Origin of the sequence: Amycolatopsis sp. FDAARGOS 1241, assembly GCF_016889705.1 — a bacterium.
Lineage (GTDB): Bacteria > Actinomycetota > Actinomycetes > Mycobacteriales > Pseudonocardiaceae > Amycolatopsis.
Genome location: NZ_CP069526.1, coordinates 9709215 through 9736113 on the forward strand (window position 1 = coordinate 9709215; position 26899 = coordinate 9736113).

A 26899-nucleotide genomic window follows, 5' to 3' on the forward strand; every position below is an offset into this window, starting at 1 on the left:
AGACGCATGTCTGTCACGACGGAAAGGACGGTACACGCCCAAGCCATCCGGCCATTCAAGATCGAGACCCCGAAGCGGATCTCGCTGACCTGCGTGCGCGCATCCTGGCAGATCGCAGGCCTGAAAAGGAGCCCGTCGCGGATATTTCGCAAGGCGTGCAGCTCGCGACGATGCACGCGCTCGCGCGTTATTGGGCGAACGAGTACGACTGGCGCAGGTGCGAAGAGAAACTGAAGACACTGCCACATTTCATCACCGAGATCGACGGTCTCGACATTCATTTCATCCACGTTCGCTCGAAACACGAGTACGCGTTGCCGCTGCTCGTCGCGCACGGCTGGCCCAGCTCCGTCATCGAGCAGCTGAAGATCATCGGTGCGCTCGCGACCCGACGGCGCACGGCGCGAGCGAAGCGGACGCTGTCCACCTGGTGATCCCGTCGCTGCCCGGCTACGGGTACTCGGGCAAGCCGGACCCCACCGGCTGGGGCCCCGAGCACATCGCGCGCCTGGGCCGAGCTGAGGGAGCGCTTGGGGTACGACCGCTACGTCGCCACTGGCGATTGGGCGGGCAGATCGTCGATCTGATGGGTGCACAAGCGCCTGCGGGGCTGATCGCCATCCACACCAACTTCCCCGGAGCCGTCCGGCGCGACGTCGCACAAGCCGTCCAGTCCGGCGGCCCGGCGCCGTCCGATCTGCCCGGCGAGGGAACGCGCCTCTACGAGAAGCTGAAGGAGTTCTTCACCACCGACGTGGCCTACGCCCTCGAGATGGGCACACACCCGAAGACGCTGTACGGGATCGCGGATTCACCCATCGGCCTCGCCGCCTGGATGCTGGACCACGACTCGGCCGGCCTGGCGCTGATCGCCCGCGCCTTCGACGGACAGGCCGAGGGCCTGACCCGAGACGATGTGCTCGACAACATCACCCACTACTGGCAGACGAACACGGGGTTTCTTCGGGACGGCTGTACGGGGAGAACAAGCTCGGCTTCTTCGACCCGAAGGGCGTCTCCCTCCCGGTAGCGGTGAGCGTCTTCCCGGACGAGCTGTACCAGGTACCGCGGAGCTGGGCCGAGGAGGCTTATTCCCACCTTATCCACACAACCGCCTCGACAAGGGCGGCCACTTCGCCGCCTGGGAGCAGCCGGAGCTGTTCGCCGCCGAGGTGCGTGCCGGGTTGCGGTCGGTTCATTGGACACTTCGAGATGTGGCACACCAGCCTGGAGGGCCGGCCCGTTCAGTCCAGCAAGCCCACCACTCCCTTGACGGAAAGGTAAATCCCCACCACCCCGAACACGCCGGTGACCACCGGCCGGCTGTGGCGGAGGGCCCAGTCGTGGATCGCATCGATCACCGTGCGGGTGGTGTCGGGCCGCAGGGCGAGCAAGGCGAGCGCGGTGACCGGGACGGCGAATCGCAACAGGTTGAAGACGACGACCTGCACGACGCTGTTCAGCAGGCTGGGTGCGGTTTCCAGGATCGCGGCCAGCCCAGCGATGTAGAACAGTCCGGGCAGGTTCGTCAGCGCGCCGGACGCCAGCGCGCCGGCGACCGTGGGTTTGCGCAGCCACCGGGCGACGGCGCCGTCGGGGTTCGTCAGCCCCCGGCTCGGGCGGTCCGCGGAGCCGTTGCCGATCCGGCCGCTCCAGAAACCGCCCGCGTAGGACAGCGCGCCGACCCCGATCACGACGTAGACCACCTCGCGCGCGGTCGACGACCCGGCCGACGCGGCGCGCGCGTCGAGCCAGCCCACGACCGCGATACCCACCGCGAGGCTGACGATCGCTCCGGCCGTGATGTAGGCCGCAAGCAACCGCCGTGGGTTGCGCGCCCTCAGCAGTGCATAGACCACCGCGAGCGGTATCGCCCGTACCGCGCAGAGCAGCCCCAGCACCACCGCTTCAGCACTCACAGCCCTCCCTGCGGACCGCGTGTCGGGATCGTCCCCGCGGTCGCCCATCCCCGGCCGGGTGACGCGAGCGGACTCGAATCACTGTGCCCCGGGCCCCCACGGGGCGCAATCCTCCCCGCGGCGTCAGTCCTGCCCGCTGAACGCGCCCGGCTGGTGCCGAAGGGCCATCCGCACTGCGCTGAAAGAGGCGGAGAGCGCAAATCGCCGGGGAAGGCGAGGCACCGGAGGTCACTGCAGACCGAGCCGACGGAGGCGAGGAAGCGCCGAAGGTGGCCAAGGCTGCCTTGCCGATCACGAAGGCCGCCGGTGGGTGGCCATGGCTATTGTCGCGCGGTGCTTGTGGTCAACATGGTGGAGAAGTTCGGTGCGGGCGAGTTCCTCGAACGGTCGTGGGACCTGCCACCAGAGGTCATCGAGCCGTTGCGCGGGCAGGTCGAGATGACGCCCGAGGGCTGGATCATGAACGTGTGGCCGATGACCGCCGAGATCGCAGCCATCGTGCAGCCTTGGGTTGACGAACCGGTTGACGTCGAGTCGGGCTCCTGGTTCATCAGCTCTGCGCAGGTCGCCGCTTGAGGCCAGTCGTCTGTCACTCAAACCGGATGACGGCGGTGATGGGAACGCCCTGGGCGGACGTGTTGAGACCGGCGGTGAGGCTGAAACGGAAAACGCCGGGTGATCCGAAGTGGCCACCCGGCGTTTCGCCTGATACTGCGGCGGAGGATACAGGATTCGAACCTGCGAGGGCGTGAACCCAACACGCTTTCCAAGCGTGCGCCTTAGGCCGCTCGGCCAATCCTCCGTAGGGAAGAATACCGGATGGGGTGGGGCGGCTTCGCAGGTGGTCCGTCAGGTGGGGAGGACGTCGGCGACCACGATGGTGATGTTGTCGGGCCCGCCGCCGTCGTTGGCGAGGGTGATCAGGGCCGGGACGGTTTCCTCGGGGGTGCCGGTGGCGAGCACCTCGGCGATGGCGGGTTCAGCGGCGCCGGCGGTGAGGCCGTCGGAGCAGAGCAAGATGCGGTCGCCGGCGGCGGGGGTGAACTCCCAGACGTCGGGCTCGCCCGAGCCGGTGCTCTGCAGTGCCTTCATGAGCAGTGAGCGGCGCGGGTGGTCGACGGCGTCGGCCTGCGAGATGCGGCCGTCTTCGACGAGGGCCTGCACGAGGGTGTGGTCACGCGTGATGCGGTGGAGCTCACCGGCGCGCAGGAGGTAGCCGCGGGAGTCGCCGATGTGGGCGGCGGCGAAGCGGACGCCGTCGAAGAGCAGGGTGGTGAGCGTGGTCCCCATGCCGTGCGTGGCCGGGTCCTGCTCGGCGACCTCGGCGAGGCGCTCGCCGATGCGGCGGACGCCGTCGGCGAGGGTGGCCTGCAGGTCGAGCGACGCGAGGTCGAGCGAGCGCAGTTCCGAGTCGAGGCTTGCGAGCACGCCGACCGCCGTGGCACTGGCCACTTCCCCGTGGGGCTGACCACCGATACCGTCGGCGACGGCGAGCAGCCGCCCGCTGGCGTAGACGGAATCCTCGTTGATCGAGCGTCGTCGCCCGGTGTCGGAGCCCGCGGCGTACCGCAGGGTGAACCGGGTCTGGTTGGTGACCATGTCACCATGAAACCATTGGTTGACTGAGTTAACAAGCAAAACGATGGAAACCCCAGGCATCAGCTATCGTGCTGACCATGGACGACTCCGCGACGGTCAACGCCGCCGACATCGCCCGGCTCGCGGGGGTGCGCCGCGCCGCGGTGAGCAACTGGCGCCGCCGCCACGGCGACTTCCCACGGCCCGTCGGCGGCACGGCGTCCAGCCCGCTGTTCTCCCTGCCTGAGGTACAGGAGTGGCTCAGCAGCCGCGGCCGGCCCGTCGAGCTCGCTCCGGTCGACCGCGCGTGGCAGCGCCTGCGCGCCCTCGGCGACGACCTGGAACTGGGCGAACGCGTCGCCGCCGCCGGCGAGTACCTGGAACGCCTCGCCGCGGCCGGCGATGGCCGTGGCCCGGATGTCAACGCGGGTCGCAGCGTAGCCGGCGAGGTGTGCTTCGGCGACGGCGTCGCCGCCGGCGGCCATGGCCCGGACGGCGACAACGCACGCCGCGGTGTGGCGGGCAGCGCTGCCGGTGGTGCGGATCTCGCCGGTGGGCGTGCTGGTGATGGCCGTACGGGTGCCGCTGCTGGTGGCCGCGGCGCGGACGGCGACAACGCCGGCGGTGGCACCGTCAGCGGTGGCCGCGGTTCGGGTGGCGGTCGTGCCGGTGGTGCAGACCTCGCTGACGGCGGCGCTGTCGACGGTCGCGGCGAGCGTGGCAGCGCTGCCGGTGGTGTGGACTTCGCCGGTGGGCGTGCTGGTGATGGCCGTGCGGGCGCCGCCGCTGGTGGCCGCGGCGCGGGTGGCGACAAGGCAGGCCGCGGCGCTGCTGTCGACGGTCGCGGCGAGCGTGGCCGTCCTGACAGTGGTGTGGACCTCGCCGGTGGGCGCGTTGGTGATGGCCGTGCGGGCGCCGCCGCTGGTGGCCGCGGCGCGGGTGGCAACACGGCCGGCGGTGGCGCCGTCAGCGGCGGCCGCGGGGTGGAGGGCCGCGGCGTCGACGGTGACCACCCAGGAGACTACGGCGACGGCCGCACGCCGGTGGGCGGTGCCGCCGGGGTGTTCGTGCGGGCCACCGCGGCGCTGGCCGACGACGCCGAGCTGCGGACGTTTCTGGCCGAAGCGGCCGCACTCGACGGCGCCGCCACCGTGTTCGAGCAGCTCTGCGAGCGCTACTTCGAAGCCCACTCCCGCCGGGTCTCGCCCACGGCCCCCGCGTACGCCCGCCTGATGGTCAGCCTCACCGGTGCGAAGGGGACCACCGTGCTCGACCCCGCGTGTGGCTTCGGTTCGCTCCTGCTCGCCAGCGGAGCGGTCCGCGCGCAGGGCCAGGACAGCGACCTCACCACGGCCCGCATCGCCGCGCTGCGGCTGCGGCTGACCGGCGCGGACACCGAAGTCCACGCCGGTGATTCCCTGCGCGAAGACGCGTTCGCCGGTCAGCAGGCCGACGTCGTCCTCTGCGACCCGCCGTTCAACGCGCGCGCCTGGGGCCACGAAGAGCTCGTCGGGGACGCGCGCTGGGTGTACGGCCTGCCGCCGCGCGGTGAATCGGAGCTCGCGTGGGTGCAGCACTGCCTGGCGCACGCCAAACCCGGCGGTACCGTCGCGATCCTCATGCCCGGCGCGGCCGCCGGGCGCCGCAGCGGCAAGCGCATCCGCGCGAACCTCCTGCGCGCCGGCGCCCTGCGCGCCGTCCTCACCCTCGCCCCCGGCGCCGACCTGTGGCTGCTCACCAGACCCGGGCCGGGCGCCCGGCCACCCGCCACCGTCCTGCTCGCCGAGTCCACGGTGGACGCCGTGGAAGAGCTCTGGCGCGAGCACGTCGAAACCGGCGCCGGCGAGCGGATCATCGACCTCCTCGACGACGACGTCGACCTCACCCCCGCCCAGCGCCGCACCGCGCGCGAGGACCCCGGCCAGGCTTTCCTGGCCGCACAACGGCTTTTCGGCAGCGTGAGCCTCGACCTCCCGCCGCTCGAACCCACCGGGGAGGAACCCGCGCACACCACCGTCGGCGAGCTCGTGAAGGCCGGTGCGCTCGAGATCCACCACGCGCCCGCGCGCACCGCCGGGGGCGACGAACCCGTCCTCACCCCCGACGATGTCCTCGCCGGTGGTCCACCCACGGGGCGCGCCGCGCCCGACGACGCGGCGGTGATCGCCGAAGCAGGCGACGTCATCGCCTCCGTCACCGGCGCCGTCATGGTCCACAGTGGACCACCAGTCCGCCTCGGTCCCGCACTTTCGCTCTACCGCGTGGATCCCGCCCGCCTCGACGCCGAGTTCTTCGCCGGCTGCCTGCGCGCCGCCGACTTCCCGGTGCACTCGGCGTCGACCCGCATCGACGCGCGCCGGCTGAAGGTGCCGCGCTACCCGCTGGCCGAACAACGTGCCTACGGCGCCGCTTTCACCGCTCTCGCGGAGTTCGACCGGGCCCTGCGGCAGACGGCCGAAATCGGCCGTGACCTGGTCCGGCTAGGCTTTGCCGCGCTCGCCGAAGGACGGCTCCGGCCCGGCGCCTGAAGGGAACCCATGCTCATCGCCGATCGCTACGAGGTCGACGAGCTGCCGCTGGGCCGCGGCGGCATGGGCGCGGTGCACCGTGGGCACGACCGGCACCTCGGCCGCCGCGTCGCGCTCAAGCTGCTGCGGCTGCCCGGCCGTGACGAAGAGCTCGAAGAGCGCTTCGCCCGCGAAGCCCGCATCCTCGCGACACTCGACCACGCCGGTGTGCCGACGCTGTACGACTTCGGCACCCACGACGACCGGTTGTTCCAGGTCATGCAGTTCGTCGAGGGGGTCACCGTCGCCGACCTGCTCGCCGAGCACGGGCCGCTGCCCGTGCCGTGGGCGGCGGCGATCGCGGCCCAGACGGCGGCCGTGCTCGCCGCGGCCCACGCCCGCGCCATCTGTCACCGCGACCTCAAACCCGCCAATCTCATGCTGTGCCCCGACGGCAGCGTCAAGGTGATGGACTTCGGCCTCGCCGTGCTGCGCGAAGCCGACGTCGCGCGCTTCACCCGCGCCGGTCAGCTGCTCGGCACCCCGTCGTACATGGCGCCGGAGCAGATCCAACGCGGCCAGTCGGAGCCGCGAAGCGATCTGTACGCCCTGGGGTGCGCGCTGCACGAGATGCTCACCGGCCGTCAGCTGTTCACCGGTCCCACCGCGTACGCCGTGTTCGACAAGCAGGTGAAGGAGGCGCCACCCGCCGTGTTCGGGGTGCCGGCCGCGCTGAACGCCGTGCTCGCCGCCACGCTCGCGAAGGACCCGGCGGCCCGCCCGGCCGGCGCCGACGTGCTCTACGATCGGCTGTGCCCCTTCGTCCGCGACCTGCCCCCGTTGCCCGGGTTCCTCCACCCGTCGCCGGTCCCGAGTCCGGCGCGGATGTACGCCCGCGTCGTCGGACAGGTCCCGGGATGACGAAATCCTCCCGGTCCGTGCGGACCGGGAGGACGAGCGGGGAAACCGGTCAGGCGCGCACCGGCCGGCTCTGCTCGGCGAGCGGCAGGCCGCGCTGCTCGATCCGGTAGTAGGTGAGCGCGTTCTGGATGCCGATGCTCAGGCCGAGCGTCAGCATGATCGACGCCGAGGTCAGGCTGTCGTCGATGCCCAGATAGCCGCCGAGGAAGCCGAAGCCGACGCGGGCGCCGATCGTCGCGAGCCACAGCACGAGGGTGAGTGCCGAGCCCTTCTGGAACGTGGTGTTGCCCTGCCGCGTGAGGGTGGTGCTCGCGCTGCGGCCCAGGCCCAGCACGACCAGCACCGCGATGTCGGCGCCGAGCAGTGCCAGCTCGCCGGTGCTCGCCTTCGGCAGCGCGTCGACGATGGTCACCACGCCGATCGCGGTCAGCACGAGCGGCAGCGTCACGAGCGACTTGCGGCTCAGCATTGTGCCGCGCAGCTGCTTGTAGACGACCCGGTACAGGACCAGGGCGGCGAGAGCGACGTAGACGACGATGGTCAGCGGGCCGAAGTTCATCGGGACTCCTCGTTCGGTGGTTTCTCCAGACTCGCCGGTTTCGCCCGCGATCTCGTCGGCTCCCGGACGGGTTCCGGGTGGATCCCGTCCTCCACCCGGGGGTGGAGGAACACGCTCCACCCGAATCGTGACCTTCGGCTCGCAACCACCCCCGGGGGCCGCTCGTCTATGCCGGTGACCGTTCGACCCGACCGAATTCGCTGGGGGTACCTGATCGTGAAGAGGCTTCTCGTGAGCCGGCTCTCGGTGGCCGCGGTGGCGGCCTCCGGCGCGTTCCTGCTGGCCGCGTGCTCCGGCGGTTCGCCCGCCCCCGGATCGGTGACCGGCGGTGGCGCCGTGGCCGCGGGGGCCGAGGTCCCGGCGACGGCCACGTCGAGCAGTGCCCCCGCCACGACCGCGGCGGCTCCGACGACCACGTCGTCGCCGGCCACCTCGACGTCGACGCCCAAGCCGACGAGCACGAAGCCGACGACCACCAGCAAGCCCAAGGCGAAGACCACGTCGGCCACCGTGCCGTGCGCGAAGGCCGTCGCCGCGTCCGGCACCGCCGCCTGCGTGGACATCTCCGCGCACAAGGCGTGGCTGCTGCGGGACGGCAAGGTGATCTACGGCCCCGTCTCGATGCTGCCGGGGCGCAAGGGCAACCCGACGCCGACGGGCACCTTCAGCGTCACCAGCAAGGAGAAGATGCACTACAGCCACGAGTTCGACAACGCCGAGATGCCGAACTCCGTCTTCTTCTACCCAGGTGACGCCTTCCACACCGGCAGCCTGAAGACGTACTCGCACGGCTGCGTGCACCTGTCGGCGACGTCGTCGCTGAAGTTCTTCAACACCCTCCACGTCGGCGACGTCGTGCAGGTCGTGCCCTGACGCGAGGGTGATCGCGAAGCGGGGGTGCCGGAGAACCGGTGCCCCCGCTTCCTTTTCGCGCCCGCGCTGGTGACTGCCGCTTGATCACGGTTTGGGCCGAACTTCTCCCACAGCACCCGGATGAGGTAACGGCGCCGCTTTTCCGCGCGATATCCGGTCGCTCACGAGAGGGGGCCTTGATGGCCTGGAAGAAGTTCCGTTCACTGGTCACGGCCGCGATCTTGGCCGTGGCGCTGGCCCCCGTCTCCGCGGTTCCCGCGGTGGCCGACGACGCGGCGCCGGTGTTGCCCGCCGGGTTCGTGCTGCGCGAAACGCCCACCGGGCTCGCGCCGTACGACTTCACCGACTTCGCCTGGCTCCCCGACGACAGCGTGCTCGCGCTGGGCAAGAGCGGTGTCGTCAACTGGGTGCCGGCCGACGGGTCGGGCGCGCCGGTGAAGATCGCGACCTTCGCGGTCGAGACGCAGGGTGACATGGGGCTCACGAGCATCGCTCTCGCAGCGGACTACGCGACGTCGCACCAGGTCTACCTCAACCGGTCCGTGAGCACGGGCGACGGCAAGTACGTGCTGCGCGCCGCCCGCTTCACCGTGACCTTCGACGGCGCTGGCCACCCCGACGGCCTCACCGGCGAGAAGGTGCTGTTCGACCTGCCGGGCAGCGCGTACTACATCCACGGCCTCGACACGGTGATCCCCGCGCCCGACGGCACGCTGTGGTACTCCGTCGGCGACAACGGCGACGCGGGCAAGACCAACGAGGTCGCCTTCGCGGCGCAGGACCTCGACTCGCCGCACGGCAAGATCCTGCACATCACGCAGGAGGGCAAGGGCGTGGCGAGCAACCCGTACTACGACGCCTCGGCGCCGGATTCGACGCGAAGCAAGGTGTTCGCGAGCGGCTTCCGCAACCCGTTCCGCTTTTCGCTCGACCCGAAGAGCGGCCTGCCTGTGGTCGGCGACGTCGGCTGGTACCTCTGGGAAGAGGTCGACGTCGTGCAGCCCGGCGCGAACCTGGCGTGGCCGTGTTTCGAGGGCAACCACCCGACGCCCGGTTACTCGGCCGACGCGCGTTGCGCCACCGTCGTGAACACGCCGCCGCTGTGGGAGCACGAGCACGGCACGGGACCGGCGAACGGCAACAGCATCACCGGCGGGGTTGTCTACAGTGGAACGTCGTACCCGGCGGCCTACCAGGGCGCGTACTTCTTCGGTGACTACGCGGGTGAGAAGCTGTGGACGCTCGAGTACGACGCGCAGGGCAAGCTCACGCAGCCGCCGGTGAACCCGCCGCCGTTCTCGAACATCGGTGGAGTCACCCGGATCTCGGCGGCGCCGAACGGGGACATCGTCTTCGCCGACCTCAACGGCAGCCGCCTGCGCCGCCTGAGCTATTCCACCAGCAACTCCGCTCCGGTCGCGAAGGCGACGTCGTCGACGAACCCCGAGACGCGCACGGTTTCCTTCGACGGCGGCGACTCCTACGACTTCGACGGCGACGCCCTCACCTACACGTGGGACTTCGGCGACGGCACCACGGCGACCGGTGCGACCGCCGCCCACCAGTACGGTACCGGTGAGTCGTTCACCGCAACCCTGACCGTGCAGGACCCGTTGGGCGCCAAGGGAACCACGACCATCGCGGTCGCGCCCGGCAACCATACGCCGGAGCTGACGCTGTCCACTCCGGACACGACGTTCGCCGTCGGCGAGCCGGTGTCGCTCACGGCCACGGCGACCGACGCCGAGGACGGCACGCTGCCCGTCACGTGGACCTCGCTCATCCGGCATTGCCCGGACCTCGGCACGTGCCACGTGCACCCGGACGACGGCGCGACCGGCCCCTCGATCTCCGTGCCGTTCACCGACCACACCGACTCGCGAATGGAGTTCACCGCGACGGTCACCGACAGCGCGGGCGTGCAAGCGAGCAAGACGTACGTCGCGTTGCCGCGCCGGCACCGGCTCACGCTCGTGAGCACGCAGCCGGCCGCGCTGAGCATCCCGAGCGAGGGCGGCGTCAGCAGCGCGCTGGTCACCGAGGGCGCGACGTTCGACGTCACCGCGGCACCGGTGGGCAGCGACGGCGCGTCGAAGTTCACCGGCTGGCAGGACGGGCCGGCCGCTTCGTCGCGGTCGATCACCGTGCCGGCGGACGACCTGACGCTGACCGCGAACTACGCGAGCGCCATCGACCAGCGCTACGCCGCGGAACCCGCGCTGCGGACGCTGGTGGGCGCGTCGACCGGGCCCGAGGTCGTCGACGGCCCGGTGCACTACCGCGGCTACGCCGACGGCCGGCTGTACTGGTCGGCGGCGACCGGCGTGCACGAGATCGGCGGGCAGATCCTGGCCGAGTACCTGGCGATCGGCGGCCACGCGGCCTACGGGCCGCCGGTGACCGACGAGACGCGCACCCCCGACGGCGTCGGCCGGTTCAACCACCTGCAGGGCACGCCCGGCACGATGGCGGCGTCGATCTACTGGACGCCGGCCACGGGCGCGCACGAGATCCAGGGCCTGATCCGGGCGAAGTGGGCGGCGCTGGGGTGGGAGCGCGCGATCGGCTACCCGACCACGGACGAAACCGGCACCCCCGACGGGACGGGGCGCTACAACCACTTCACCGGCGGCGCTTCGATCTACTACACCGTGGCCACGGGCGCGCACGAAATCGGCGGCGCCATCCGGCAGAAGTGGGCGGCGTACGGCTGGGAACGCGGCCTCGGGTACCCGGCCACGGACGAGACGAGCACGCCCGACGGCGTCGGCCGCTACAACCACTTCACCGGCGGCAGCTCGATCTACTGGACGCCGGGCACGGGTGCGCACGAGATCGGCGGCGCGATCAAGCAGAAGTGGGCGGCGTACGGCTGGGAACGCGGGTTCGGCTACCCGACCACCGACGAGTCCGTGACGCCGAACGGGATCGGGCGCTACAACCACTTCACCGGCGGCGCCTCGATCTACTGGAGCGCTGCGACGGGCGCGCACGACGTGAAGGGCGAGATCCGCAAGCGCTGGGCCGCGCTGGGGTGGGAGAAGTCCTACCTGGGGCTGCCGACGTCGGACGAGTACCGGTACGGCAGTGGTTACCGCAGCGACTTCCAGGGCGGGTACATCATCTGGACGCCGGCCGGCGCGGTCGACCGGCGGTGGTGACGTGAGCCGAGGGAGCGGGGCGCGGGGGTACCCCGCTCCCTCGGTGTCCACTGTGGCCGAATTGGGCCTTCCCGCGTAATGAGAACTGCCCCGATGATCATGAACTCGGGAACTTTCGTACAGCAGCTGGTGCGGTAGCTTCGCGGAAGATCAAGAGAGGGGTCTTCCGTGCGCAAGCTCGCTCTGGCCGCAGTCGCCGGTGCCGCCACGCTCACCACGTTGCTCACCCCCGCCGTCGCGTCGGGCACGCCCGCGCGCGGAGTCAGCGCGACCGTGCTGGCCCAGTGGACGGCCGGCGGCACCGACTACGTGCTCCGCGAGATCACCATCGCCGCCGGTGGGTCCACCGGCTGGCACTTCCACGAGGGCACGCTCCACGGCTGGGTCCGCTCCGGCACGCTGACGCACTACCGGTCCGACTGCTCTGTCGACGGCGTCTACCACCGCGGTGACAGCATCACCGAACCACCCGGCGACGACCACGTCCACGTCGGCCGCAACGAAGGCACGACACCGATGATCCTCGACGTGCTCTACGTGCTGCCCCACGGCGCGCCGCTGGCGGACGACGCGCCGAACCCGGGCTGCAGCTTCGACTGACCGAGCCGGCGTGTGTCCGCGGACGGGCGACGCCGATGCCCCGCCGTCCGCGCGGCTCCCCCTCGACCCGGTTGCATCCCGCGCCACCGCCGATCAGCCGGGTGGGGACGCGGGGCGTCGTGCCGCTGCTCGGCCGTCCGTCAGAGCAGGTCGCCCGGGTGCGTGTCCGGCGCCGCGAGCGGCAGGCCGGCGCGACGTGTTCGGTCAGCCCGCCGCTCGGCCGGGCCGGGTCATAGCCCGAAGTGCCCAACGGCGCCGACGGAAGCGTTTTCGAGCGGCGCAGTGCTGGTGGCTGGGCTCGGAACGGCGCGCCAATCTGCGTGGGATCGCAACGCGTGTGCCACTGTGCGCGTTGGGGGCGGCAGCTTCCGACGCCCGTGAGATCACCGCGCGGCGTGCCTTCCTGCGGGCGCCCAGCTCGCGGGGCGACGCCGCAGGCTGGACGGGCGACGCCGATGCGCCGCCGTCCGAGCGGCGCCCGTCCGGCTCGCCCCCGACTCGGCTGTGTCCGGCGCCGCCGGCGGTCGGCCGAGCGCGACGCCGCTGCTCGGCTGAGCCGGCCGCCCGCCGGCTGCCGGTCAGAGCAGGTCGGCGGGGCACGTGCCCGGTGCCGTGAGCGGCAGGCCGAGCGTCACGCGCTCCGTCAGCCAGCTGCTCGGCCGGTACCGCGGATCGCCCGTGGTGGCGGCGAGGCCGGTGAGGACGCGGAGGATCTTCTCGGGCCCGACGAAGTCGCCCCACTCCAGGGGGCCGCGGGGGTAGCCGAGCCCGAGCCGGACGGCCGTGTCGATGTCGGCGGGGCCGGCGAGGCCCTGGGCGGCGATGGAGCAGGCCGTGTTGACAATGGAGGCCAGGAGGCGCTGCGCGATGGGCGCGGGGCCGTCTTTGACGATCGTCACCGGGCGGCCCGTGGCGGCCAGCGCGCCCCACGCGGCGCGGCCCGCGGCGGGGTCCAGTCCAGGGTGGACGGACAGCGTCAGCCGTCCTTCGTAGCCGCCGAGGGCGTCGACGCCGGCCACACGGGCGGCGGGCAGGCCCTGGCGCGCCGCAACCTCCACTGTGGACTCCCCCCGGAGTGACACCAGGAGCAGCGCGTCCGGGTACGCGTCGGGGACAATCTGGACGCGGGCGGCCGTCAGGAGGCGGGCGAGGCGTTCGTCGGCGGTGTACACGGGGGTGTCGGGCACGGGCGGCGCAGCGGGTTCCGGCGCGACCTCCTGCTTGCCGTCGACGTAGCGGTAGAAGCCTTCGCCGTTCTTTCGGCCGAACAGCCCGGCCGCCACGCGCGGGCGCGTGAGCCACGACGGACGCAGCCGCGGCTCGGAGTGGAAGCCGCTCCAGATGCTTTCCAGCACGGCGTGCGACACATCCAGTCCGGTGAGGTCCAGCAGCTCGAACGGCCCGAGCTTGAGCCCCAGCACGTCGCGCGCGATGCGGTCGACGTCGGCCGGCTCGGCGAGCGATTCGGACAGGATCTGCAGCGCCTCGGTGTTCAGGCCGCGCCCGGCGTGGTTGACGAGGAAGCCCGGGGCGTCCTTGGCCAGCACCGGCACGTGCCCCCACCGCCGCACCAGCGCGGCGGCCTCGTCGGGCAGCCACGCGGCCGTGCGGGCACCCGGCACCACCTCGACCAGGCGCATCAGCGGCACGGGGTTGAAGAAGTGCAGCCCGATCACGCGTGTCGGGTCGCTCAGGCCCGCGGCGATCTCCGTGACCGACAGCGAGCTCGTGTTCGTCGCGAACACCGTGCCCGGCCGGCAGTGCTGCTCCAGCTTGCCGAACAGCACACGCTTGGCCTCGAGGTCCTCGCGCACGGCCTCGACCACCAGGTCGACGTCGTCCGCCGGCGCGATCGGTGAGTCGACCATCACGAGCCGCTCCTTGGCGGCGCGGCCGGCGTCGCCGGTGAGCTTGCCCTTGGTCACGAGCTTGTCGAGCATGCCGTGGACGTGTTCGAGCGCAGAGCGCACGGCCTCGGCGTCGAGGTCCGCCAGCTCCACCGTGACACCCCCGGTCGCCGCCAGCTGCGCGATCCCGCGCCCCATCACGCCGGTCCCGACCACCCGGATCCTGCTGACCCGCTCGGCCCATCCCGCCACGTCGAACCACCTTCCCCGCGAAGTCGTCACCGGCGAACGTACCGTCTCACCGTCCGGACCGGCCCTGTCCGGACGACTGGTTCACAGCCCCACGAAGTCGGCCATCTGCCCGGTCAGGTGCTCGAAGTACGCGTCGGTGGGGTCGACGCTGCCCACGTACTGCCCGAACAGCTCGAAGCTGATCGCACCGAACAGCTGCGTCCACGCGCCGATCAGGCGCGTCACGATCTCCGGAGGTGTGGTGGCGCCCAGCGCCACCGCGAGTTCTTCGGCCTGCGTGCGAAGCTCGGCCGACATCGGCGCGGTCACCGCCGGCTGGTGGGGATCGGCTTCGAGCAGCACCTTCACCAGCGCCTGCGCGACGCGCGCGGCCGGCACGACGGTGTCCCGCGGCGCTTCGTAGCCGGGGATCGGCGAGCCGTAGATCAGCGCGTACTCGTGCGGGTGCGCCTTCGCCCACGCGCGGGTCGCGTGCCAGACCTCGCTCCAGCGCACGCGCGGGTCGCCGTTGCCCGGGTCGGCCTTTTCGGCGGCTTCGCCGACGGCGTCGTACGCGTCGATGACGAGCTCGGTGAGCAGGCGGTCGCGGCTGGGGAAGTAGCGGTAGAGCGCCGAGGACACCATGCCCAGCTCACGGGCCACCGCGCGCAGGGAGAGCCCGTGCGCGCCGACCTCGGCCAGCTGGCGGCGGGCTTCGTCCTTGATCTCCTGGGTCAGCTCGGCCCGGGCTCGTTCGCGGGCGGTCCTCGTGGCGGTCATGGGGTCATTGTGCCACTTCTGAGAACGCTGCACAAAATGGAGAGCACCGCTCTTGACTCTGCGGGCAAAGAGGTGTTCACTGATCTCAACAGAGAGCATCGCTCTCGGAGCCTGGGAGGCAGCCGATGAACACCGAACAGCCCCGCTACATCAAGCCCGCCAAGGCCACCAACGCGTTCAACAACCTGGTTCAGCGGCTCACGAAGCTGGGCGTCAGCGTGCTGGGCAGCCGCGTGCTGCGGGTCCGCGGCCGCAAGACCGGCGAGATCCGCGAGGTGCCGGTGAACCTGCTGCCGTTCCAAGGCCGGCAGTACCTGGTCGCGCCGCGCGGGGAGACGCAGTGGGTGCGCAACCTGCGCGCCGCCGGCCAGGGTGAGCTGCGCGTCGGCAAGCGCGTGGCGGGCTTCACCTACCGCGAGCTGACCGACGACGAGAAGCCGGCGCTGCTGCGCGCGTACCTCAAGCGCTGGAAGTTCGAGGTGGGGGTGTTCTTCGACGGGGTGGACGCGAAGGCGCCGGAGGCGAAGCTGCGCGAGATCGCGCCGGGCTACCCCGTCTTCGAGGTCTTGGCGGCCTGAGTCACTTCCGCCGGGGCGTGCGCCGGGCCGTGCGCCGGGTCGTCGCCGCCACGAGCACGACGCCGACGAGGAACGCGACCAGCCCGATCAGGAACCACAGCTTCTGGCCCGTCATGAAACTGCCGGTGATCACCCCGGCGCCCTGCAGCACCCAGACGGCGCCGACCAGCACGAGCACCGCCCCGACGGCGAGCGTGATCCAGCGTTTCACCGGCGTTCCTCCTCGGCTGCCACCAGTCCGTTGCGATAGGCGTAGGCGACGGCGTGCACGCAGTCGGGCAGGCCGACCTTCGCCAGCACGCGCGAAACGTGCGTCTTCACTGTCTCCTCGCCGACGTGAAAGTGGCGTGCGATCTCGGCGTTGCTGCGCGCGTCGGCGATCAGCAGCACCTCGCGTTCGCGGGAGGTGAGCCGGGCCAGCTCCGGGGGCTCGGCGGCGCGGGGTTCGAGGCTCGTCGCGAAGCTGGCGACCAGCCGGCGGGTGACCGACGGGTCGATCAGCGCGTCGCCCCTCGCCGCGACGCGCATCGCGGCCACGAGCTCCTCGGGCGCGAGGCTCTTGAGCAGGAAGCCGCTGGCTTTGTGGTGCCGGGGTTGCCTGTGAGCGGGCCGTTCGCGCGCGGCTGGTGACGCGGCTGGACCGGTGGCGCCGGTCTTAGCGGCGCGGGAGGGTTGCTGGCGCGTGGTTGGCAGCGCGAATCGACCGGGGCGCCGCGAGTGGTGATACGAGTGGTCCTTTCGCGCCGGACCAGTGGCGTGAATGGTCCAGGCGGCGCAGGTCTTGTGGCGTGGGTGGCTTCTCGCCTGGAGCGGCGTGCGAGTGGCCTGGTTGCGTTGCGGGCGGCGTGAGTGGTCCATTCGTGCCGAGCGTGCTGCTCGAGTGGACCGATAGTGCCGGCTCGCCGGCGCGAGTGAACCGGCCGCATCGCGGTTCGGTGTGCGAGTGGACCGTTCGTGCCGGATTGTGCGGGTGCGAGAGGTCCCCTCGGCGGTGGCGCGAGTGGTGCGGTGGTGCCGATCCCGCGGCGCGAGTGGACCACTCGCACCGACCCGCACGCCGACGGGACCACTCGCGCCCCAAGAGTCGCCCCCCGGAGGCGACGTCGCCGGCTCCCGATCGCGGGTGGGAGCCGGCGACGTCGACGCCGGCGTCGTCGGCAGTGTCGGAGGCGAGCCGGGTCAGTTGCCGTAGCGGCGGTGGCCCTGGCCGGGCTGGCCGGTCCCGAACTGGCCGCCGCGGGGGGTGGTGGCGGCGGATTCGAGGGAGGTGGCGGTGGCGGTGGTGCCGTTGACCTTCGCGATGACCGTGACGTTGTCGCCGGTCTTCGGGGTGGTGGCGGACTTCTGGGTGGATGCGTCGAGCGTGTAGGTCTGCTTGTAGCCGTCCTTGCTGGTGAGCGTGACGGATGTGGCGCTGATCTCCGTGATGGCGCCGGTCTGCAGTCGCTCGGTGACGTAGCCGCCGTTGGGGTCGCTCACGACGAAGTCCCCGTGCAGGGCGTCGCGCAGGGCGGCCGCGCCGCCGAAGCCGCCGAAGCCGCCGCGGCCGCCCGGGCCGCCCTGGCCGGGCCCGCCGAAACCGCCCGGGCCCGGCTGCTGCGCCGACGCGTTGTTGGAACTCGTCCCCGCCCAGATCGCGAGCCCGCCACCCACGGCGATCACCACGGCGACGCCCGCGGCGATCGCCGTCTTGCGGCCCGACCACCCCTTCTTGGGAGCCGGGGCGCCCGGCGCCCCGGGCGCGGGAGCAGGAGCACCCGGCGTCGGCTCGCCCCACGTGGCGCCCTGTGCTGGATCGGTCGTCATGGTTTCCTCCGGGTCTTGACGGACGACCCGAGCGTCGCCGCCGCCGCTGTGCGCGAGCTGTGTCCGTGGTGGGATCCCGCTGTGCACCCGCCCCGATCGGCTGACCGCCGGCGCACAGGAAACCCACAGGAGCCGCACAGCTCGGGCTGAAAGGCGGGCCGCAGGATGGCACCATGAGCAGTATGAACGCGACGTCGCCCGGTCGGGGCAAGGACGAGCTGCGCCGCGCCGACGGCAGTGCCGTCCGGGTGCTCGTGGTCGACGACGAGGCGACGCTGGCCGAACTCGTCGCCATGGCGCTGCGCATGGAGGGCTGGGAGGTGCGCAGCGCGGGCAACGGCACGGAGGCCGTCCGCGTCGCGCGCGACTTCCGGCCCGACGCGGTGGTGCTCGACGTGATGCTGCCCGACTTCGACGGCCTCGAGGTGTTGCGCCGCATGCGGTCGGAGGCGCCGTACCTGCCCGTGCTGTTCCTGACGGCCAAGGACGCGGTCGAGGACCGCATCGCCGGGCTCACCGCAGGCGGCGATGACTACGTCACCAAACCCTTCAGCCTCGAAGAGGTCGCGCTCCGGCTGCGCGCGCTGCTGCGGCGCGCCAACGGCGTCACGGGCGCGAGCGGCTCACAGCTCGTCGTCGGCGACCTGACGCTCGACGAGGACAGCCGCGAGGTCCACCGCGCGGGCGAGCTCGTCTCCCTCACGGCCACGGAGTTCGAGCTGCTGCGCTACCTCATGCGCAACCCGAAGCGCGTGCTGTCGAAGGCCCAGATCCTCGATCGCGTGTGGAGCTACGACTTCGGCGGCCAGGCCAACATCGTCGAGCTCTACATCTCCTACTTGCGCAAGAAGATCGACGCGGACCGCGAGCCGATGATCCACACGATGCGCGGCGCGGGGTATGTCCTCAAGCCCGCCGGCTGACCCGACCCGCCGGCCGGCGCGACGGCCGTGGTCGCTGCGCCGCCGGCTGATCGTGCAGCTGGCGGCGCTGCTCGCGCTCGTCTGCCTGGTGGTCGGCGTGGTCACGGAGTTCGCGCTCAACGACTTCCTCGTCGGCCAGCTCGACAAGCGCCTCGCCGCGACGACCGACCGCGGGTTCCGCTCCGGCGACCGGCCCCCGTGGATCTACGGCGACAAACCGCCGCCCGACCCGCTGCGCGTGCTCGGCCAGGGCGACGGCACGCTTGCCATCCAGGTCCACAACGGCACGGTCCGCGCGGCGGTGCTGAACTTCGGCTCGGTGCCGCCGTCGAAGGCGAAGCCGCCGCTGGAACAGATCAGCACGGCGCAGCAGAAGCTCCTGCTGGGCCTGCCGCCCGACGGGCACCGCCGCACGATCGACCTCGGCGGTGAGCTCGGCGAGTACCGGGTGATCGCGTCGTTCGCGCCGAGCGGCGACTTCTCCGTGGTCGGACTGCCGCTCTCGGACGTCACGGACACGTTGTGGCGCTTGGGATTCATCTTCGGCGGCGTCGCGCTCGGCGGCATCCTCGTGGCCGGGGTCGCGGGCGCCGTCACGATCCGCCGCACGATGGCGCCGCTCGACCGGCTGGCCGCCACCGCGTCGCGGGTGTCGGAGCTGCAGCTCGACCGCGGCGAGGTCGCGCTGTCGGAGCGCGTGCCCGAAGTGGACACCGATCCGCGCACGGAGGTCGGCAAGGTCGGGTTCGCGCTCAATCGCATGCTGGGCCACATCGCCAACGCACTGAAGGCCCGGCATGCCAGCGAGAGCCGCGTGCGCCAGTTCGTCGCCGACGCGAGCCACGAGCTGCGCACGCCCCTGGCCGCCATCCGTGGTTACGCCGAGCTCACGCGGCGCAGCGGCGCGCAGGTGCCACCCGACGTCGCGTTCGCCATGAGCCGCGTCGAGTCCGAGTCGGCGCGCATGACGACGCTGGTGGAGGACCTGCTGCTGCTCGCACGGCTCGACGCCGGCCGGCCGATCGTGCCGGAGCCGGTGGACCTCTCGCGGCTGGTGGCCGATGCCGTCGCCGACTCCCACGTCGCCGGCCCCGGACACAAGTGGCGCCTCGAGCTGCCCGGCGAGCCGATCAGCGTGCTCGGCGACGCCGGCCAGCTGCACCAGGTGGTGCTGAACCTGCTCGGCAACGCCCGCACCCACACCCCGGCGGGCACCACCGTGACCACCGCACTGTCCATCCAGGACGGCTGGGCACGCCTGTCGGTGCTCGACGACGGGCCCGGTATCCCGCCGGAGATCCTCCCGGATGTCTTCGAACGCTTCGCCCGCGGCGACAACTCGCGCTCCCGCGCCGCCGGCAGCACGGGCCTGGGCCTGGCGATCGTCGCCGCGGTCGTGGCCGCGCACCGCGGCCGCGTGTCGGTGCTCAGCGAGCCCGGCCGCACGGAGTTCGTCGCGGTGTTCCCGGAGTACCGGGACCCGGTCCTCACCCGGTCGTGAATTCCTCACAGGCCGCGCACAGCGAGCGCACACCGCGACCACAAACGGCGTCGTGAGCATAGCGGCATGACGAGTGCCACCACCGCGCCCGGACCGACCACTGTGGACCCCGTGAAGGAGGCGCCACCGGTCCCGGGACCGAGGTGGGTACGGCCCGCGGTCGCTTTGCTCCTCCTCGCGAGCGCCGCGTTGTACATGACGGATGTCGCGATTTCAGGCTGGGGCAACGACTTCTATGCGATGGCCGTGCAAGCCGGCACGGAGAGCTGGAAGGCGTGGTTCTTCGGTTCACTGGATCCGGGCAACATCGTCACGGTCGACAAACCGCCGTTTTCGCTGTGGGTCATGGGCCTTTCCGGCCGGCTCTTCGGGTTCTCCAGCTGGAGCCTGCTCGTGCCGGACGCGCTGGCCGGCGTCGCGTCCGTGGGTCTGGTGTACCTCGCGGTGCGGTGGCTGTCCGGCCCCGGCGCCGGCCTGCTCGCGGGCGCGGTGCTCGCGCTGACGCCCGTCGCCGCGCTGATGTTCCGGTTCGACAACCCCGACGCGTTCCTCGTGCTGCTGCTGGTCGCCGGCGGCTACTGCGTGGTGCGCGCGCTCGAAGCGGCGAGCACGAAGTGGCTGGTGCTCGCGGGCGTCGCGATCGGGTTCGGGTTCCTCGACAAGATGCTGCAGGCGTTCCTGGTGCTGCCGGCGTTCGTGCTCGCGTACGCCGTGGCGGCGCCGACGTCGCTCGGCCGCCGCGTGTGGCAGCTGCTCGCCGCCGCGGGCGCGGTGGTCGTGTCGGCGGGCTGGTGGGTGCTCGCCGTCGCGCTCTGGCCCGCCGCGGACCGGCCGTACATCAGCGGCTCGACGGACAACAGCGTGCTGCAGCTGGCCTTCGGCTACAACGGACTCGGCCGGATCTTCGGGCAGGGCCGTGGCGGCCCTGGCGGCGGTGGCGGCGGACGTCCGGACCTCCCGGCGGGCCTCGACCTGTCCGCGCGCGCCGGTGGCGGCGGCGGTTTCCGCGGCTTCGGCGGCGGCACGGGCCTGACGCGGCTGTTCACCGAGCAGTTCGGTGACGAGGCATCGTGGCTACTGCCCGCCGCGCTGATCGGGCTCATCGCCGGGCTGTGGTTCACCCGCCGCGCGCCGCGCACCGACCGCACGCGCGCGGCCCTGCTGCTGTGGGGCGGGTGGACCGTGGTGACGGTGGTGGTCTTCAGCTACATGAGCGGGATCATCCACCCGTACTACACGGTGGCGCTGGCACCCGGCATCGCCGCGACGCTCGGCATCGCGACCCGCGAGCTCTGGCGCGGCCGGGCGCACTTCGGCCCGCGCGCGGTACTCTCGCTGATGCTCGCGGCCACGGCCGTCTGGGCGTTCATCCTGCTCTCCCGCACACCCGAGTGGCAGCCGTGGCTGCGCTACCTCGTGCTCGCGCTGGGGGCGATCGGCACGGCGGCGCTGCTCTTCAGCGCCGACGCGCTGCGGGGCGCGGCCCCGGTCGTGGCCGTCTTCGCGCTGGTCGCGGCTCTGCTGGGCACGGCGTCGTTCACGATCGTCACGGCCGCGTCGGCGCACGCGGGCGGCCAGCCGTCATCGGGTCCGGCCAGTCAGCGCGGCGGGTTCGGCGGGTTCGGAGGCAACGCAGCATCCACAATGGATCTGGACGGCCTGCTCCAGGCGACCACCACGAAGTGGGCCGCCGCGCAGACCGGCGCCATGCAGTCCGCCGGGCTCGCGCTCGGAAGCGGCAAGCCGGTCATGGCCATCGGCGGGTTCAGCGGCAGCGACCCGGCGCCGACGCTCGCGCAGTTCCAGCAGTACGTGAGCGCCGGCGAGATCCACTACTTCGTCGCGGGCGGCCGCGGCGGCTTCGCCGAGCTCCGCGGCACGGCCGGGCAGATCACCACCTGGGTCGAGCAGCACTTCCCGGCGACCACCGTCGGCGGGACGACCGTCTACGACCTCACGCGAAAGTGACTGTGGTGTTCGCTCCACAGAGGACGAAACAGGGCCGCGCGGCCGGCACGCGCCCGGCGAGCCACGCCGCGAGCGGGACGGCCGCGGCCGGCTCCACGGCCAGCCGGAACTCGGCCCACAGCCGGTCGCGCGCGGCGAGCAGCTCGGCGTCGCTGACCAGCACGGACGTGACGTTCGGGGCGGACAGGATCCGGAAGGGCACCTCGCCGACGCGGGTCGCGCCGAGCGCCGACGCGGCGACCGAGTCGAGGTCGACGTCCACCGGTTGCCCGGCCTCGAGCGCGGCGTGGAAGGCCTGGCAGTTCTCGGGCTCGACGGCGAACACGCGCCGCCCGCCGGCCGCGAGCGTGGCGCCCGCGGCGAGCCCGCCGCCGCCGACGGCGACCACCACGGCGTCGACGTCCGGGTCGTCCTGGACGATCTCCGCGGTGACCGTGCCCTGGCCGGCCACGACGTCGGGGTCGTCATACGCGGAGAGGTAACGCGTGCCCGGTTCGTCGCCGACGGCCAGTGCCGCGGCCGCCGCTTCCGCGTAGGTCGCGCCGTGGCGGATCAGCTTCGCGCCCGCAGCCTCGATGCCCGCCGCCTTCGCCTCCGGCACGGACTCGGGCACGTACACGACCGCGGGCAGGCCGAGCGCGTGCGCGGCCGTGGCGACGCCGAGCCCGTGGTTGCCGCCGGACGCCGTGACGACCCGCCGCGGGGCCGGGCCGGCGAGCAGCGCGTTGACCGCGCCGCGGAGCTTGAACGAGCCGCTGCGCTGGAGGTGCTCGAGTTTGAGCACCACGGGGCGACCGTCGATTTCGGTCCGTAGCTGCGGCGTCCTCCGAACGTGTGGCCGGATGCGGTTCGCGGCCGCGGCCACGTCGGCGGGCTTCGGGGTGCGCGGTGGTGTGCTCATGCCGTCCATCTTCGTCCGGGGACACGCGGTCTTGGAGCGTTGTCGGGATCTTGTGCCAGTCGCTAAGCTCTCGCGCGGAAGAGCCAGGGGCCGGCCAACCTCGTGCACAACGGTACGGGTCTCACTGTTCGTGTTGGGTTCCGTGCACTGTCCTCCTTCCTGATGTCCACCGTTCGGTGAGCTCCTTTGTGTACAGAGCGCGCCCGCGGTGCCGTGAGCGGACTGGAACGGAAGGTGACGCTGATGCGGCACGGCAGGACCCGGCCCTTGTGGGCCGGTGCGCGGGTGCTGGCCAAGCTGGGCATCCGGGGCAAGCTGAACCTGCTGCTCGTGCCGCCCCTCGCCGCCGTGCTGCTCGTGTCCGTGCCGTTCGTGCTCAAGCAGGCCGAGAGCGCCTCGGGCGCGGGCGACACCGCGCAGGCCGCGCGCAACACGCAGGCCGTCGGCGGGCTGATCTCCCAGGTGCAGCGCGAAGGCCTGCTCGCCGCGGCCTTCGTCGCGGCACCGGCCTCGTCCGACGCCGATCTGATCCGCCAGCAGCACGCGGTCGACGCGACCGCCGACCAGGTGCGCGCCCAGCTCGGCCCGGCCGCGCCCGACGAGCTGACGACGGTGCTCGCGCGCGTCGCCTCGCTGCGCGACGAGCGGCAGAACACCTTGCACCGCAGCATTTCCGCCGAACGCGTCGCGCGCACGTACGACACGGTGGTGAGCTCCGTGATCGACGCGCTGCGGCTCGTGCCGCGCAGCACCGACGACGCCGAGGGCGTCCGCCAGCTCACCGCGCTCGAAGCCCTGCTGCGCGCCGACGAGGAGGAGTCACTGCGGGTCACGGCGCTGGTCGTGGCTGCCCAGTCGCAACCGGCCGGACAGAGCCTCCTGGACGAAACCACCCAGCGCGCCCAGGTCCACACGGACCGCTTCACGCGGCTGGCCGAGGACGACCAGGCCGCGCTCGTCGTCAACGTCGACTCCGGCGCCGCCGCGCACCGCGTCGACCAGCTCGCCACGCAGCTGCCCGGGCCGGACCAGGCCGACGCGTACGTGTGGGACGTGCTGGCGGCCGGGCAGCAGCAGGCCGACGAACGCCGCGCCGTCCAGGACCGGGTGACCGGCGAGATCACCGACGCCGCCGGCGCCCGGGCGGCCGCGGGAGCCCGGCTGGCCTGGCTGGTGGGTGCCGGCGCGGCCGTCCTCTTCGGACTCGTCGCGTTCCTCGCCATCGCCGTCAGCCGCTCGATCGCCGACCCGCTGCGCCGCCTGACGTCCGCGGCCACGTCGGTCGCCGACCTCGCCGACGCCGAGCTCGTGCGCGTCGGCGACACCGAAGCCGTCGACGACCACACGCCGCGCCTCGCGACCATCGACGTCGCGTCCGACGACGAGCTCGGCGCGCTCGCCACCGCGTTCAACCGGGTCCAGACCACTGCGGCCGCGTTGGTCGAACGCCAGACGCTGACGCGGCGCAACACGAGCCTGATGTTCGCGAACGTCGCGAAGCGCACGCAGAACCTCGTCGGCCGCCAGCTCGCGCTCGTCGACGAACTCGAGCGCCACGAGCGGGACGAGCGCGCGCTCGCCGGCCTGTTCCGGCTGGACCACCTGTCCGCGCGGCTGCGCCGCACGGCCGACAACCTCCTCGTCGTCTCCGGCATCCGCGACGACAACCCGATCGGTGGCCCGATCCACCTGACCACGGCGGTGCGCGCGGCGCTGGCGGAGATCGAGGACTTCCCGCGCGTGCAGCTGGGCGAGATCCCCGACGTGCAGCTCGCTTCGTCGCTGGGCGCCGACCTCGTGCGGCTGTTCGCCGAGCTGCTGGAGAACGCGACGTCGTTTTCCCCGCCGACCACGACCGTCGAGGTCGAGACGAGCTTCCTCGACGACGGCGACCTCGTGGTGAGCATCGTCGACCACGGCATCGGCATGGCCGCGGAAACCCTCGAGCACGAGAACCGGCGCCTGGTCGAGCGCGAACGCCTGGAGCTGGCGCCGACGAGCGTGCTCGGCCTGTTCGTCGCCGGCCGGCTCGCCCGGCGGCACTCGCTGAGCGTCGAGCTGATCACGACGGAGGACACCGGCGGTGTCACCGCGCGGGTCACGGTGCCGCGGGAGTTCTTCAGCCGCACGGCCGCGCCGGCGGCGCCGGCGCCGGTCGAGACCGCGCCCGCCGCGGAGGCCGCGGGCCTGTTCGACGCCGCGCCGCAGCCGGAGCCCCTCCCGGCGCCCGCGATCGCCGCTCTGGCCGTGCCGGCGGCGGGCGAGTTCACGTGGTTCCGCGACCCGAAGCCCGAACCGGAGTGGCCGGCCGCGGAACCGGCGGAGCAGGCGGAACCGGCGGAACGGACCAAGCCGGCCAAGCCGGGGGAGTCGTTCAGCGGCAGCCTCGACGGTGACGACCTGGCCACCGAGCTGTTCGCCGATCCGCCGCAGGCCGTGCCGGAGCAGCAGACGGTGGAGTCGGTCGTCGCCCGCGCCAAGGCGCTGGCCGAGCGGCTGGTCCGGGACAATCCGGGCACCGCGACGCAGCAGTTCGCGCCCGTCCGCCGCGTTCCCGGCGCCCAGCTGGCGCCCGGACTGCGCGCCCAGCAGACGATCCGCATGCCGGTTCGCGCACTCACCCGGCGCGGTTTGCGTGATCCGGCCGCGGAACGGGCAGTCTTCGATTCGTACTCCGACGGCGTGGCCAAAGCGGACGCGATCGCCGGTGCCGGTGTCGCCTGTGTCGACCAAGGAGGAGAGAACTCAGCATGACGGTTCCCGCAGTCAGCGCCGAGGCGCAGAACTTCAACTGGCTGGTCAACCGCTTCGCGCTCCACACCGCCGGCGCGATCGCCGCGCTCGCGGTGTCGTCCGACGGGCTGCTGATCGCCATGTCGCAGGAGCTCGAGCGCGCCAACGCCGACCGCCTCGCCGCCATCTCCTCCGCGATGCTCGGCCTCGCCCAGGGAGTCGCCGACAGCCATCCGCTGGGCGCCCCGGACAAGGTCGTCGTCGAACTCGAGCGCGGGTACCTGCTGGTCTGCACCATCAGCATCGGCTGCTCGCTGGGCGTGCTGGCGAACAAGCAGGCCAGCCTGGGCACGATCGCGTACGAGATGGCCATGTTCGCCAACCGCGCGACCGAGGTGCTGACCCCGGGCCTCATCGAGGAACTCAAGAACGTGGTCGGCAGCTAGCGGCCGGACCCCCTCCGGTACACTCGACGACGGACCCCGCGCGGCGTCCACCCTGTGAACCTCCCCAGGGCCGGAAGGCAGCAAGGATAAGCAGGCTCTGACGGGTGCGCGGGGTCCCCTTCTTTTTTCGGGGCTTTTTCAGAAGAGTCCGAGCAGGTCTTCCGGCGGCTGCGGCACGGCGATTTCCTCGCCGTCGCGGATCGGCGCTGCCTTGCCGCGGAGCTTCTCGACGTCGGTGCCGGCCACGCAGCGGGCCGGGTAAGCCGACGAAGCCGCCCTGCGCGTCAGCACGTCCACCGGCAGCTCGACCTTCGCCGCGGCCACCACGAGGTTCCCGAACCGCCGCCCCCGCAGCACGCCCGGTTCGGCCAGCAGCACGACCTGGGGGAAGACCTCCGCCACCGTCGCCAGGAACCGCCGGACGAACGGCAGCCCCGGCCCGTCCGTCACGTTCGCCAGCAGCACGCCGGCGCCCCGCAGTACGCGGCCCACGTCGGCGATGAACTCGAGCGAAGCCAGCCCGCCCGCGAACGACGCCCGCTCGAAGGCGTCGAGCACGACCAGGTCCGCCGACGCGTCGCGTCGCGACCGCACGCCCTCGCGGCCGCCCTCGATCCGGACCTTCAGCCGCGGCACGCTGCGCAGCTCGAGCTGTTCGCGCACGAGGTCGATCAGCGGCCCGTCCGCGTCGAACACCAGCTGCCGCGAGCCGGGCCGCGTCGCGGCGACGTACCGCGCGAGCGTGCAGCCGGCACCGCCCACGTGCAGCGCGTCGAGCGGACCGGTCGGCAGGCAGTCGACGACGTCGCCGAGCCGCCGGACGTAGTCGAACTCCAAGTTGGTCGGGTCGTCGAGGTCGACGTACGACTGCGCGACCCCGTCGACGGAGATGAGCCACGCGTTCGGCCGGTCGGCGTCGGCGAGCAGCTCGGCGGTCCCGAAGCGCACGGGATACTGCCCGGGCTTCGGCCCGCCCTTGTCGCGGCCTCGGGCAGAACGGCTCACGGGGGTCCTTTCGTCAGGAGTCCGTTCGAGCGTACTTGCGGGCCATCGGGAACGACGCGAAA

Annotated in this window: 23 protein-coding genes, 1 tRNA gene, 1 other RNA gene and 2 pseudogenes; 16 read left to right on the top strand and 11 right to left on the bottom strand. The window is 72.2% G+C overall.

The window, feature by feature from the left end; all coding sequences use genetic code 11:
* Positions 1–104: 104 nt before the first annotated feature.
* Together I6J71_RS46955 and I6J71_RS46960 are read left to right on the top strand one after the other, a co-directional pair.
* Complete coding sequence (locus I6J71_RS46955) at positions 105–434, top strand: epoxide hydrolase N-terminal domain-containing protein (RefSeq protein WP_239155607.1); 330 nt, start codon at positions 105–107, stop codon at positions 432–434.
* Positions 435–586: 152 nt separating this feature from the next.
* Entirely contained in the window at positions 587–1030 is a 444-nt protein-coding gene (locus I6J71_RS46960) for a hypothetical protein (protein WP_204092757.1), read from the top strand.
* Between the two features lie 214 nt (positions 1031–1244).
* On the opposite strand, the gene I6J71_RS46965 is transcribed toward I6J71_RS46960, so the two are convergent.
* A complete protein-coding gene (locus I6J71_RS46965) occupies positions 1245–1919 on the bottom strand; it encodes a GAP family protein (protein WP_204092758.1) in 675 nt (224 codons plus the stop codon).
* 333 nt (positions 1920–2252) lie between these two features.
* Between I6J71_RS46965 and I6J71_RS46970 the strand changes: the two genes are divergently transcribed.
* Entirely contained in the window at positions 2253–2495 is a 243-nt protein-coding gene (locus tag I6J71_RS46970) for a hypothetical protein (protein WP_204092759.1), read from the top strand.
* 141 nt (positions 2496–2636) lie between these two features.
* On the opposite strand, the gene I6J71_RS46975 is transcribed toward I6J71_RS46970, so the two are convergent.
* Together I6J71_RS46975 and I6J71_RS46980 are read right to left on the bottom strand one after the other, a co-directional pair.
* Positions 2637–2721, bottom strand: a tRNA-Ser gene (locus tag I6J71_RS46975).
* Between the two features lie 47 nt (positions 2722–2768).
* Positions 2769–3518 (bottom strand): PP2C family serine/threonine-protein phosphatase, encoded by a 750-nt coding sequence (locus I6J71_RS46980; protein WP_204092760.1) that lies wholly within the window; start codon positions 3516–3518, stop codon positions 2769–2771.
* A gap of 77 nt (positions 3519–3595) precedes the next feature.
* Here I6J71_RS46980 and I6J71_RS49615 point away from each other — a divergent pair.
* From I6J71_RS49615 to I6J71_RS46990, 3 genes and pseudogenes are all read left to right on the top strand, one after another.
* A pseudogene (locus tag I6J71_RS49615) lies at positions 3596–3899 on the top strand (helix-turn-helix transcriptional regulator); the annotation flags it as partial.
* A 581-nt stretch (positions 3900–4480) separates the two neighbouring features.
* On the top strand, positions 4481–6025 hold the full coding sequence (locus I6J71_RS46985; protein WP_239155609.1) for a class I SAM-dependent DNA methyltransferase: 1545 nt from the start codon (positions 4481–4483) through the stop codon (positions 6023–6025).
* 9 nt (positions 6026–6034) lie between these two features.
* Positions 6035–6925, top strand: a complete 891-nt coding sequence (locus I6J71_RS46990; protein ID WP_204092761.1) for a serine/threonine-protein kinase — start codon at positions 6035–6037, stop codon at positions 6923–6925.
* 49 nt (positions 6926–6974) lie between these two features.
* Here I6J71_RS46990 and I6J71_RS46995 read toward each other — a convergent pair whose 3' ends face one another.
* Complete coding sequence (locus tag I6J71_RS46995; protein WP_204092762.1) at positions 6975–7484, bottom strand: hypothetical protein; 510 nt, start codon at positions 7482–7484, stop codon at positions 6975–6977.
* A gap of 216 nt (positions 7485–7700) precedes the next feature.
* On the opposite strand from I6J71_RS46995, the gene I6J71_RS47000 reads away from it, so the two are divergent.
* The 3 genes from I6J71_RS47000 (at position 7701) to I6J71_RS47010 (ending at position 12118) form a co-directional block, all read left to right on the top strand.
* Positions 7701–8357, top strand: a complete 657-nt coding sequence (locus tag I6J71_RS47000; RefSeq protein ID WP_239154316.1) for a L,D-transpeptidase — start codon at positions 7701–7703, stop codon at positions 8355–8357.
* A gap of 179 nt (positions 8358–8536) precedes the next feature.
* A complete protein-coding gene (locus I6J71_RS47005) occupies positions 8537–11518 on the top strand; it encodes a PQQ-dependent sugar dehydrogenase (RefSeq protein ID WP_204092764.1) in 2982 nt (993 codons plus the stop codon).
* A gap of 168 nt (positions 11519–11686) precedes the next feature.
* A complete protein-coding gene (locus tag I6J71_RS47010) occupies positions 11687–12118 on the top strand; it encodes a cupin domain-containing protein (RefSeq protein WP_239154317.1) in 432 nt (143 codons plus the stop codon).
* 578 nt (positions 12119–12696) lie between these two features.
* On the opposite strand, the gene I6J71_RS47015 is transcribed toward I6J71_RS47010, so the two are convergent.
* Together I6J71_RS47015 and I6J71_RS47020 are read right to left on the bottom strand one after the other, a co-directional pair.
* Positions 12697–14217, bottom strand: coding sequence for a 3-hydroxyacyl-CoA dehydrogenase (locus tag I6J71_RS47015; protein ID WP_204092765.1), 1521 nt, complete (start codon positions 14215–14217; stop codon positions 12697–12699).
* Between the two features lie 81 nt (positions 14218–14298).
* Entirely contained in the window at positions 14299–14976 is a 678-nt protein-coding gene (locus I6J71_RS47020; protein WP_204092766.1) for a TetR/AcrR family transcriptional regulator, read from the bottom strand.
* A 125-nt stretch (positions 14977–15101) separates the two neighbouring features.
* Here I6J71_RS47020 and I6J71_RS47025 point away from each other — a divergent pair, with 125 nt between their 5' ends.
* The gene (locus I6J71_RS47025) at positions 15102–15554 is read left to right on the top strand and encodes a nitroreductase family deazaflavin-dependent oxidoreductase (protein ID WP_204092767.1); all 453 of its coding nucleotides are present in this window, start codon (positions 15102–15104) and stop codon (positions 15552–15554) included.
* 1 nt (position 15555) lies between these two features.
* On the opposite strand, the gene I6J71_RS47030 is transcribed toward I6J71_RS47025, so the two are convergent.
* From I6J71_RS47030 to I6J71_RS47040, 3 genes and pseudogenes are all read right to left on the bottom strand, one after another.
* Positions 15556–15765 (bottom strand): hypothetical protein, encoded by a 210-nt coding sequence (locus tag I6J71_RS47030; RefSeq protein WP_204092768.1) that lies wholly within the window; start codon positions 15763–15765, stop codon positions 15556–15558.
* Positions 15762–16133, bottom strand: a pseudogene (locus tag I6J71_RS47035) (LuxR C-terminal-related transcriptional regulator); the annotation flags it as partial. The pseudogene I6J71_RS47035 and the gene I6J71_RS47030, both read right to left, overlap by 4 nt.
* 600 nt (positions 16134–16733) lie before the next feature.
* Positions 16734–17360 carry a hypothetical protein gene (locus I6J71_RS47040; protein ID WP_204092769.1) on the bottom strand — a complete coding sequence of 209 codons (627 nt, stop codon included), beginning with the start codon at positions 17358–17360 and terminating at the stop codon, positions 16734–16736.
* Between the two features lie 173 nt (positions 17361–17533).
* On the opposite strand from I6J71_RS47040, the gene I6J71_RS47045 reads away from it, so the two are divergent.
* From I6J71_RS47045 to I6J71_RS47055, 3 genes are all read left to right on the top strand, one after another.
* Positions 17534–18283: a response regulator transcription factor gene (locus tag I6J71_RS47045; RefSeq protein WP_304503260.1), complete on the top strand. Its 750-nt coding sequence runs from the start codon at positions 17534–17536 to the stop codon at positions 18281–18283.
* Positions 18261–19784 (top strand): cell wall metabolism sensor histidine kinase WalK, encoded by a 1524-nt coding sequence (locus tag I6J71_RS47050; protein WP_204092770.1) that lies wholly within the window; start codon positions 18261–18263, stop codon positions 19782–19784. Before I6J71_RS47045 ends, I6J71_RS47050 begins: the two co-directional genes overlap by 23 nt.
* A 66-nt stretch (positions 19785–19850) precedes the next feature.
* Complete coding sequence (locus I6J71_RS47055) at positions 19851–21752, top strand: glycosyltransferase family 39 protein (RefSeq protein ID WP_204092771.1); 1902 nt, start codon at positions 19851–19853, stop codon at positions 21750–21752.
* On the opposite strand, the gene I6J71_RS47060 is transcribed toward I6J71_RS47055, so the two are convergent.
* Positions 21739–22662 (bottom strand): serine/threonine dehydratase, encoded by a 924-nt coding sequence (locus tag I6J71_RS47060; RefSeq protein WP_204092772.1) that lies wholly within the window; start codon positions 22660–22662, stop codon positions 21739–21741. The two genes, I6J71_RS47055 and I6J71_RS47060, sit on opposite strands and share 14 nt — an antisense overlap.
* A 234-nt stretch (positions 22663–22896) precedes the next feature.
* Here I6J71_RS47060 and I6J71_RS47065 point away from each other — a divergent pair, with 234 nt between their 5' ends.
* The 3 genes from I6J71_RS47065 (at position 22897) to ffs (ending at position 25955) form a co-directional block, all read left to right on the top strand.
* Entirely contained in the window at positions 22897–25407 is a 2511-nt protein-coding gene (locus I6J71_RS47065; protein WP_204092773.1) for a nitrate- and nitrite sensing domain-containing protein, read from the top strand.
* Positions 25404–25832 carry a roadblock/LC7 domain-containing protein gene (locus tag I6J71_RS47070; RefSeq protein ID WP_204092774.1) on the top strand — a complete coding sequence of 143 codons (429 nt, stop codon included), beginning with the start codon at positions 25404–25406 and terminating at the stop codon, positions 25830–25832. Before I6J71_RS47065 ends, I6J71_RS47070 begins: the two co-directional genes overlap by 4 nt.
* Positions 25833–25860: 28 nt before the next feature.
* Positions 25861–25955: signal recognition particle sRNA small type (gene ffs / locus I6J71_RS47075), an RNA gene on the top strand.
* A 15-nt stretch (positions 25956–25970) separates the two neighbouring features.
* On the opposite strand, the gene I6J71_RS47080 is transcribed toward ffs, so the two are convergent.
* Positions 25971–26837, bottom strand: a complete 867-nt coding sequence (locus I6J71_RS47080) for a spermidine synthase (protein ID WP_239154318.1) — start codon at positions 26835–26837, stop codon at positions 25971–25973.
* Between the last annotated feature and the right edge of the window lie 62 nt (positions 26838–26899).

What these genes read in the sequence shown, in the direction of transcription:
- I6J71_RS47005 (WP_204092764.1), top strand. Translation starts at nt 8,537, where the DNA reads ATGGCCTGGAAGAAGTTCCGTTCACTGGTCACGGCCGCGATCTTGGCC.
- I6J71_RS47025 (WP_204092767.1), top strand. Translation starts at nt 15,102, where the DNA reads ATGAACACCGAACAGCCCCGCTACATCAAGCCCGCCAAGGCCACCAAC.
- I6J71_RS46995 (WP_204092762.1), bottom strand. Translation starts at nt 7,484, where the DNA reads ATGAACTTCGGCCCGCTGACCATCGTCGTCTACGTCGCTCTCGCCGCC.
- I6J71_RS46980 (WP_204092760.1), bottom strand. Translation starts at nt 3,518, where the DNA reads ATGGTCACCAACCAGACCCGGTTCACCCTGCGGTACGCCGCGGGCTCC.
- I6J71_RS46990 (WP_204092761.1), top strand. Translation starts at nt 6,035, where the DNA reads ATGCTCATCGCCGATCGCTACGAGGTCGACGAGCTGCCGCTGGGCCGC.
- I6J71_RS47055 (WP_204092771.1), top strand. Translation starts at nt 19,851, where the DNA reads ATGACGAGTGCCACCACCGCGCCCGGACCGACCACTGTGGACCCCGTG.
- I6J71_RS47070 (WP_204092774.1), top strand. Translation starts at nt 25,404, where the DNA reads ATGACGGTTCCCGCAGTCAGCGCCGAGGCGCAGAACTTCAACTGGCTG.
- I6J71_RS46960 (WP_204092757.1), top strand. Translation starts at nt 587, where the DNA reads ATGGGTGCACAAGCGCCTGCGGGGCTGATCGCCATCCACACCAACTTC.
- I6J71_RS47040 (WP_204092769.1), bottom strand. Translation starts at nt 17,360, where the DNA reads ATGACGACCGATCCAGCACAGGGCGCCACGTGGGGCGAGCCGACGCCG.
- I6J71_RS47020 (WP_204092766.1), bottom strand. Translation starts at nt 14,976, where the DNA reads ATGACCGCCACGAGGACCGCCCGCGAACGAGCCCGGGCCGAGCTGACC.
- I6J71_RS47050 (WP_204092770.1), top strand. Translation starts at nt 18,261, where the DNA reads ATGTCCTCAAGCCCGCCGGCTGACCCGACCCGCCGGCCGGCGCGACGG.
- I6J71_RS47060 (WP_204092772.1), bottom strand. Translation starts at nt 22,662, where the DNA reads ATGGACGGCATGAGCACACCACCGCGCACCCCGAAGCCCGCCGACGTG.
- I6J71_RS47045 (WP_304503260.1), top strand. Translation starts at nt 17,534, where the DNA reads ATGAGCAGTATGAACGCGACGTCGCCCGGTCGGGGCAAGGACGAGCTG.
- I6J71_RS47065 (WP_204092773.1), top strand. Translation starts at nt 22,897, where the DNA reads ATGCGGCACGGCAGGACCCGGCCCTTGTGGGCCGGTGCGCGGGTGCTG.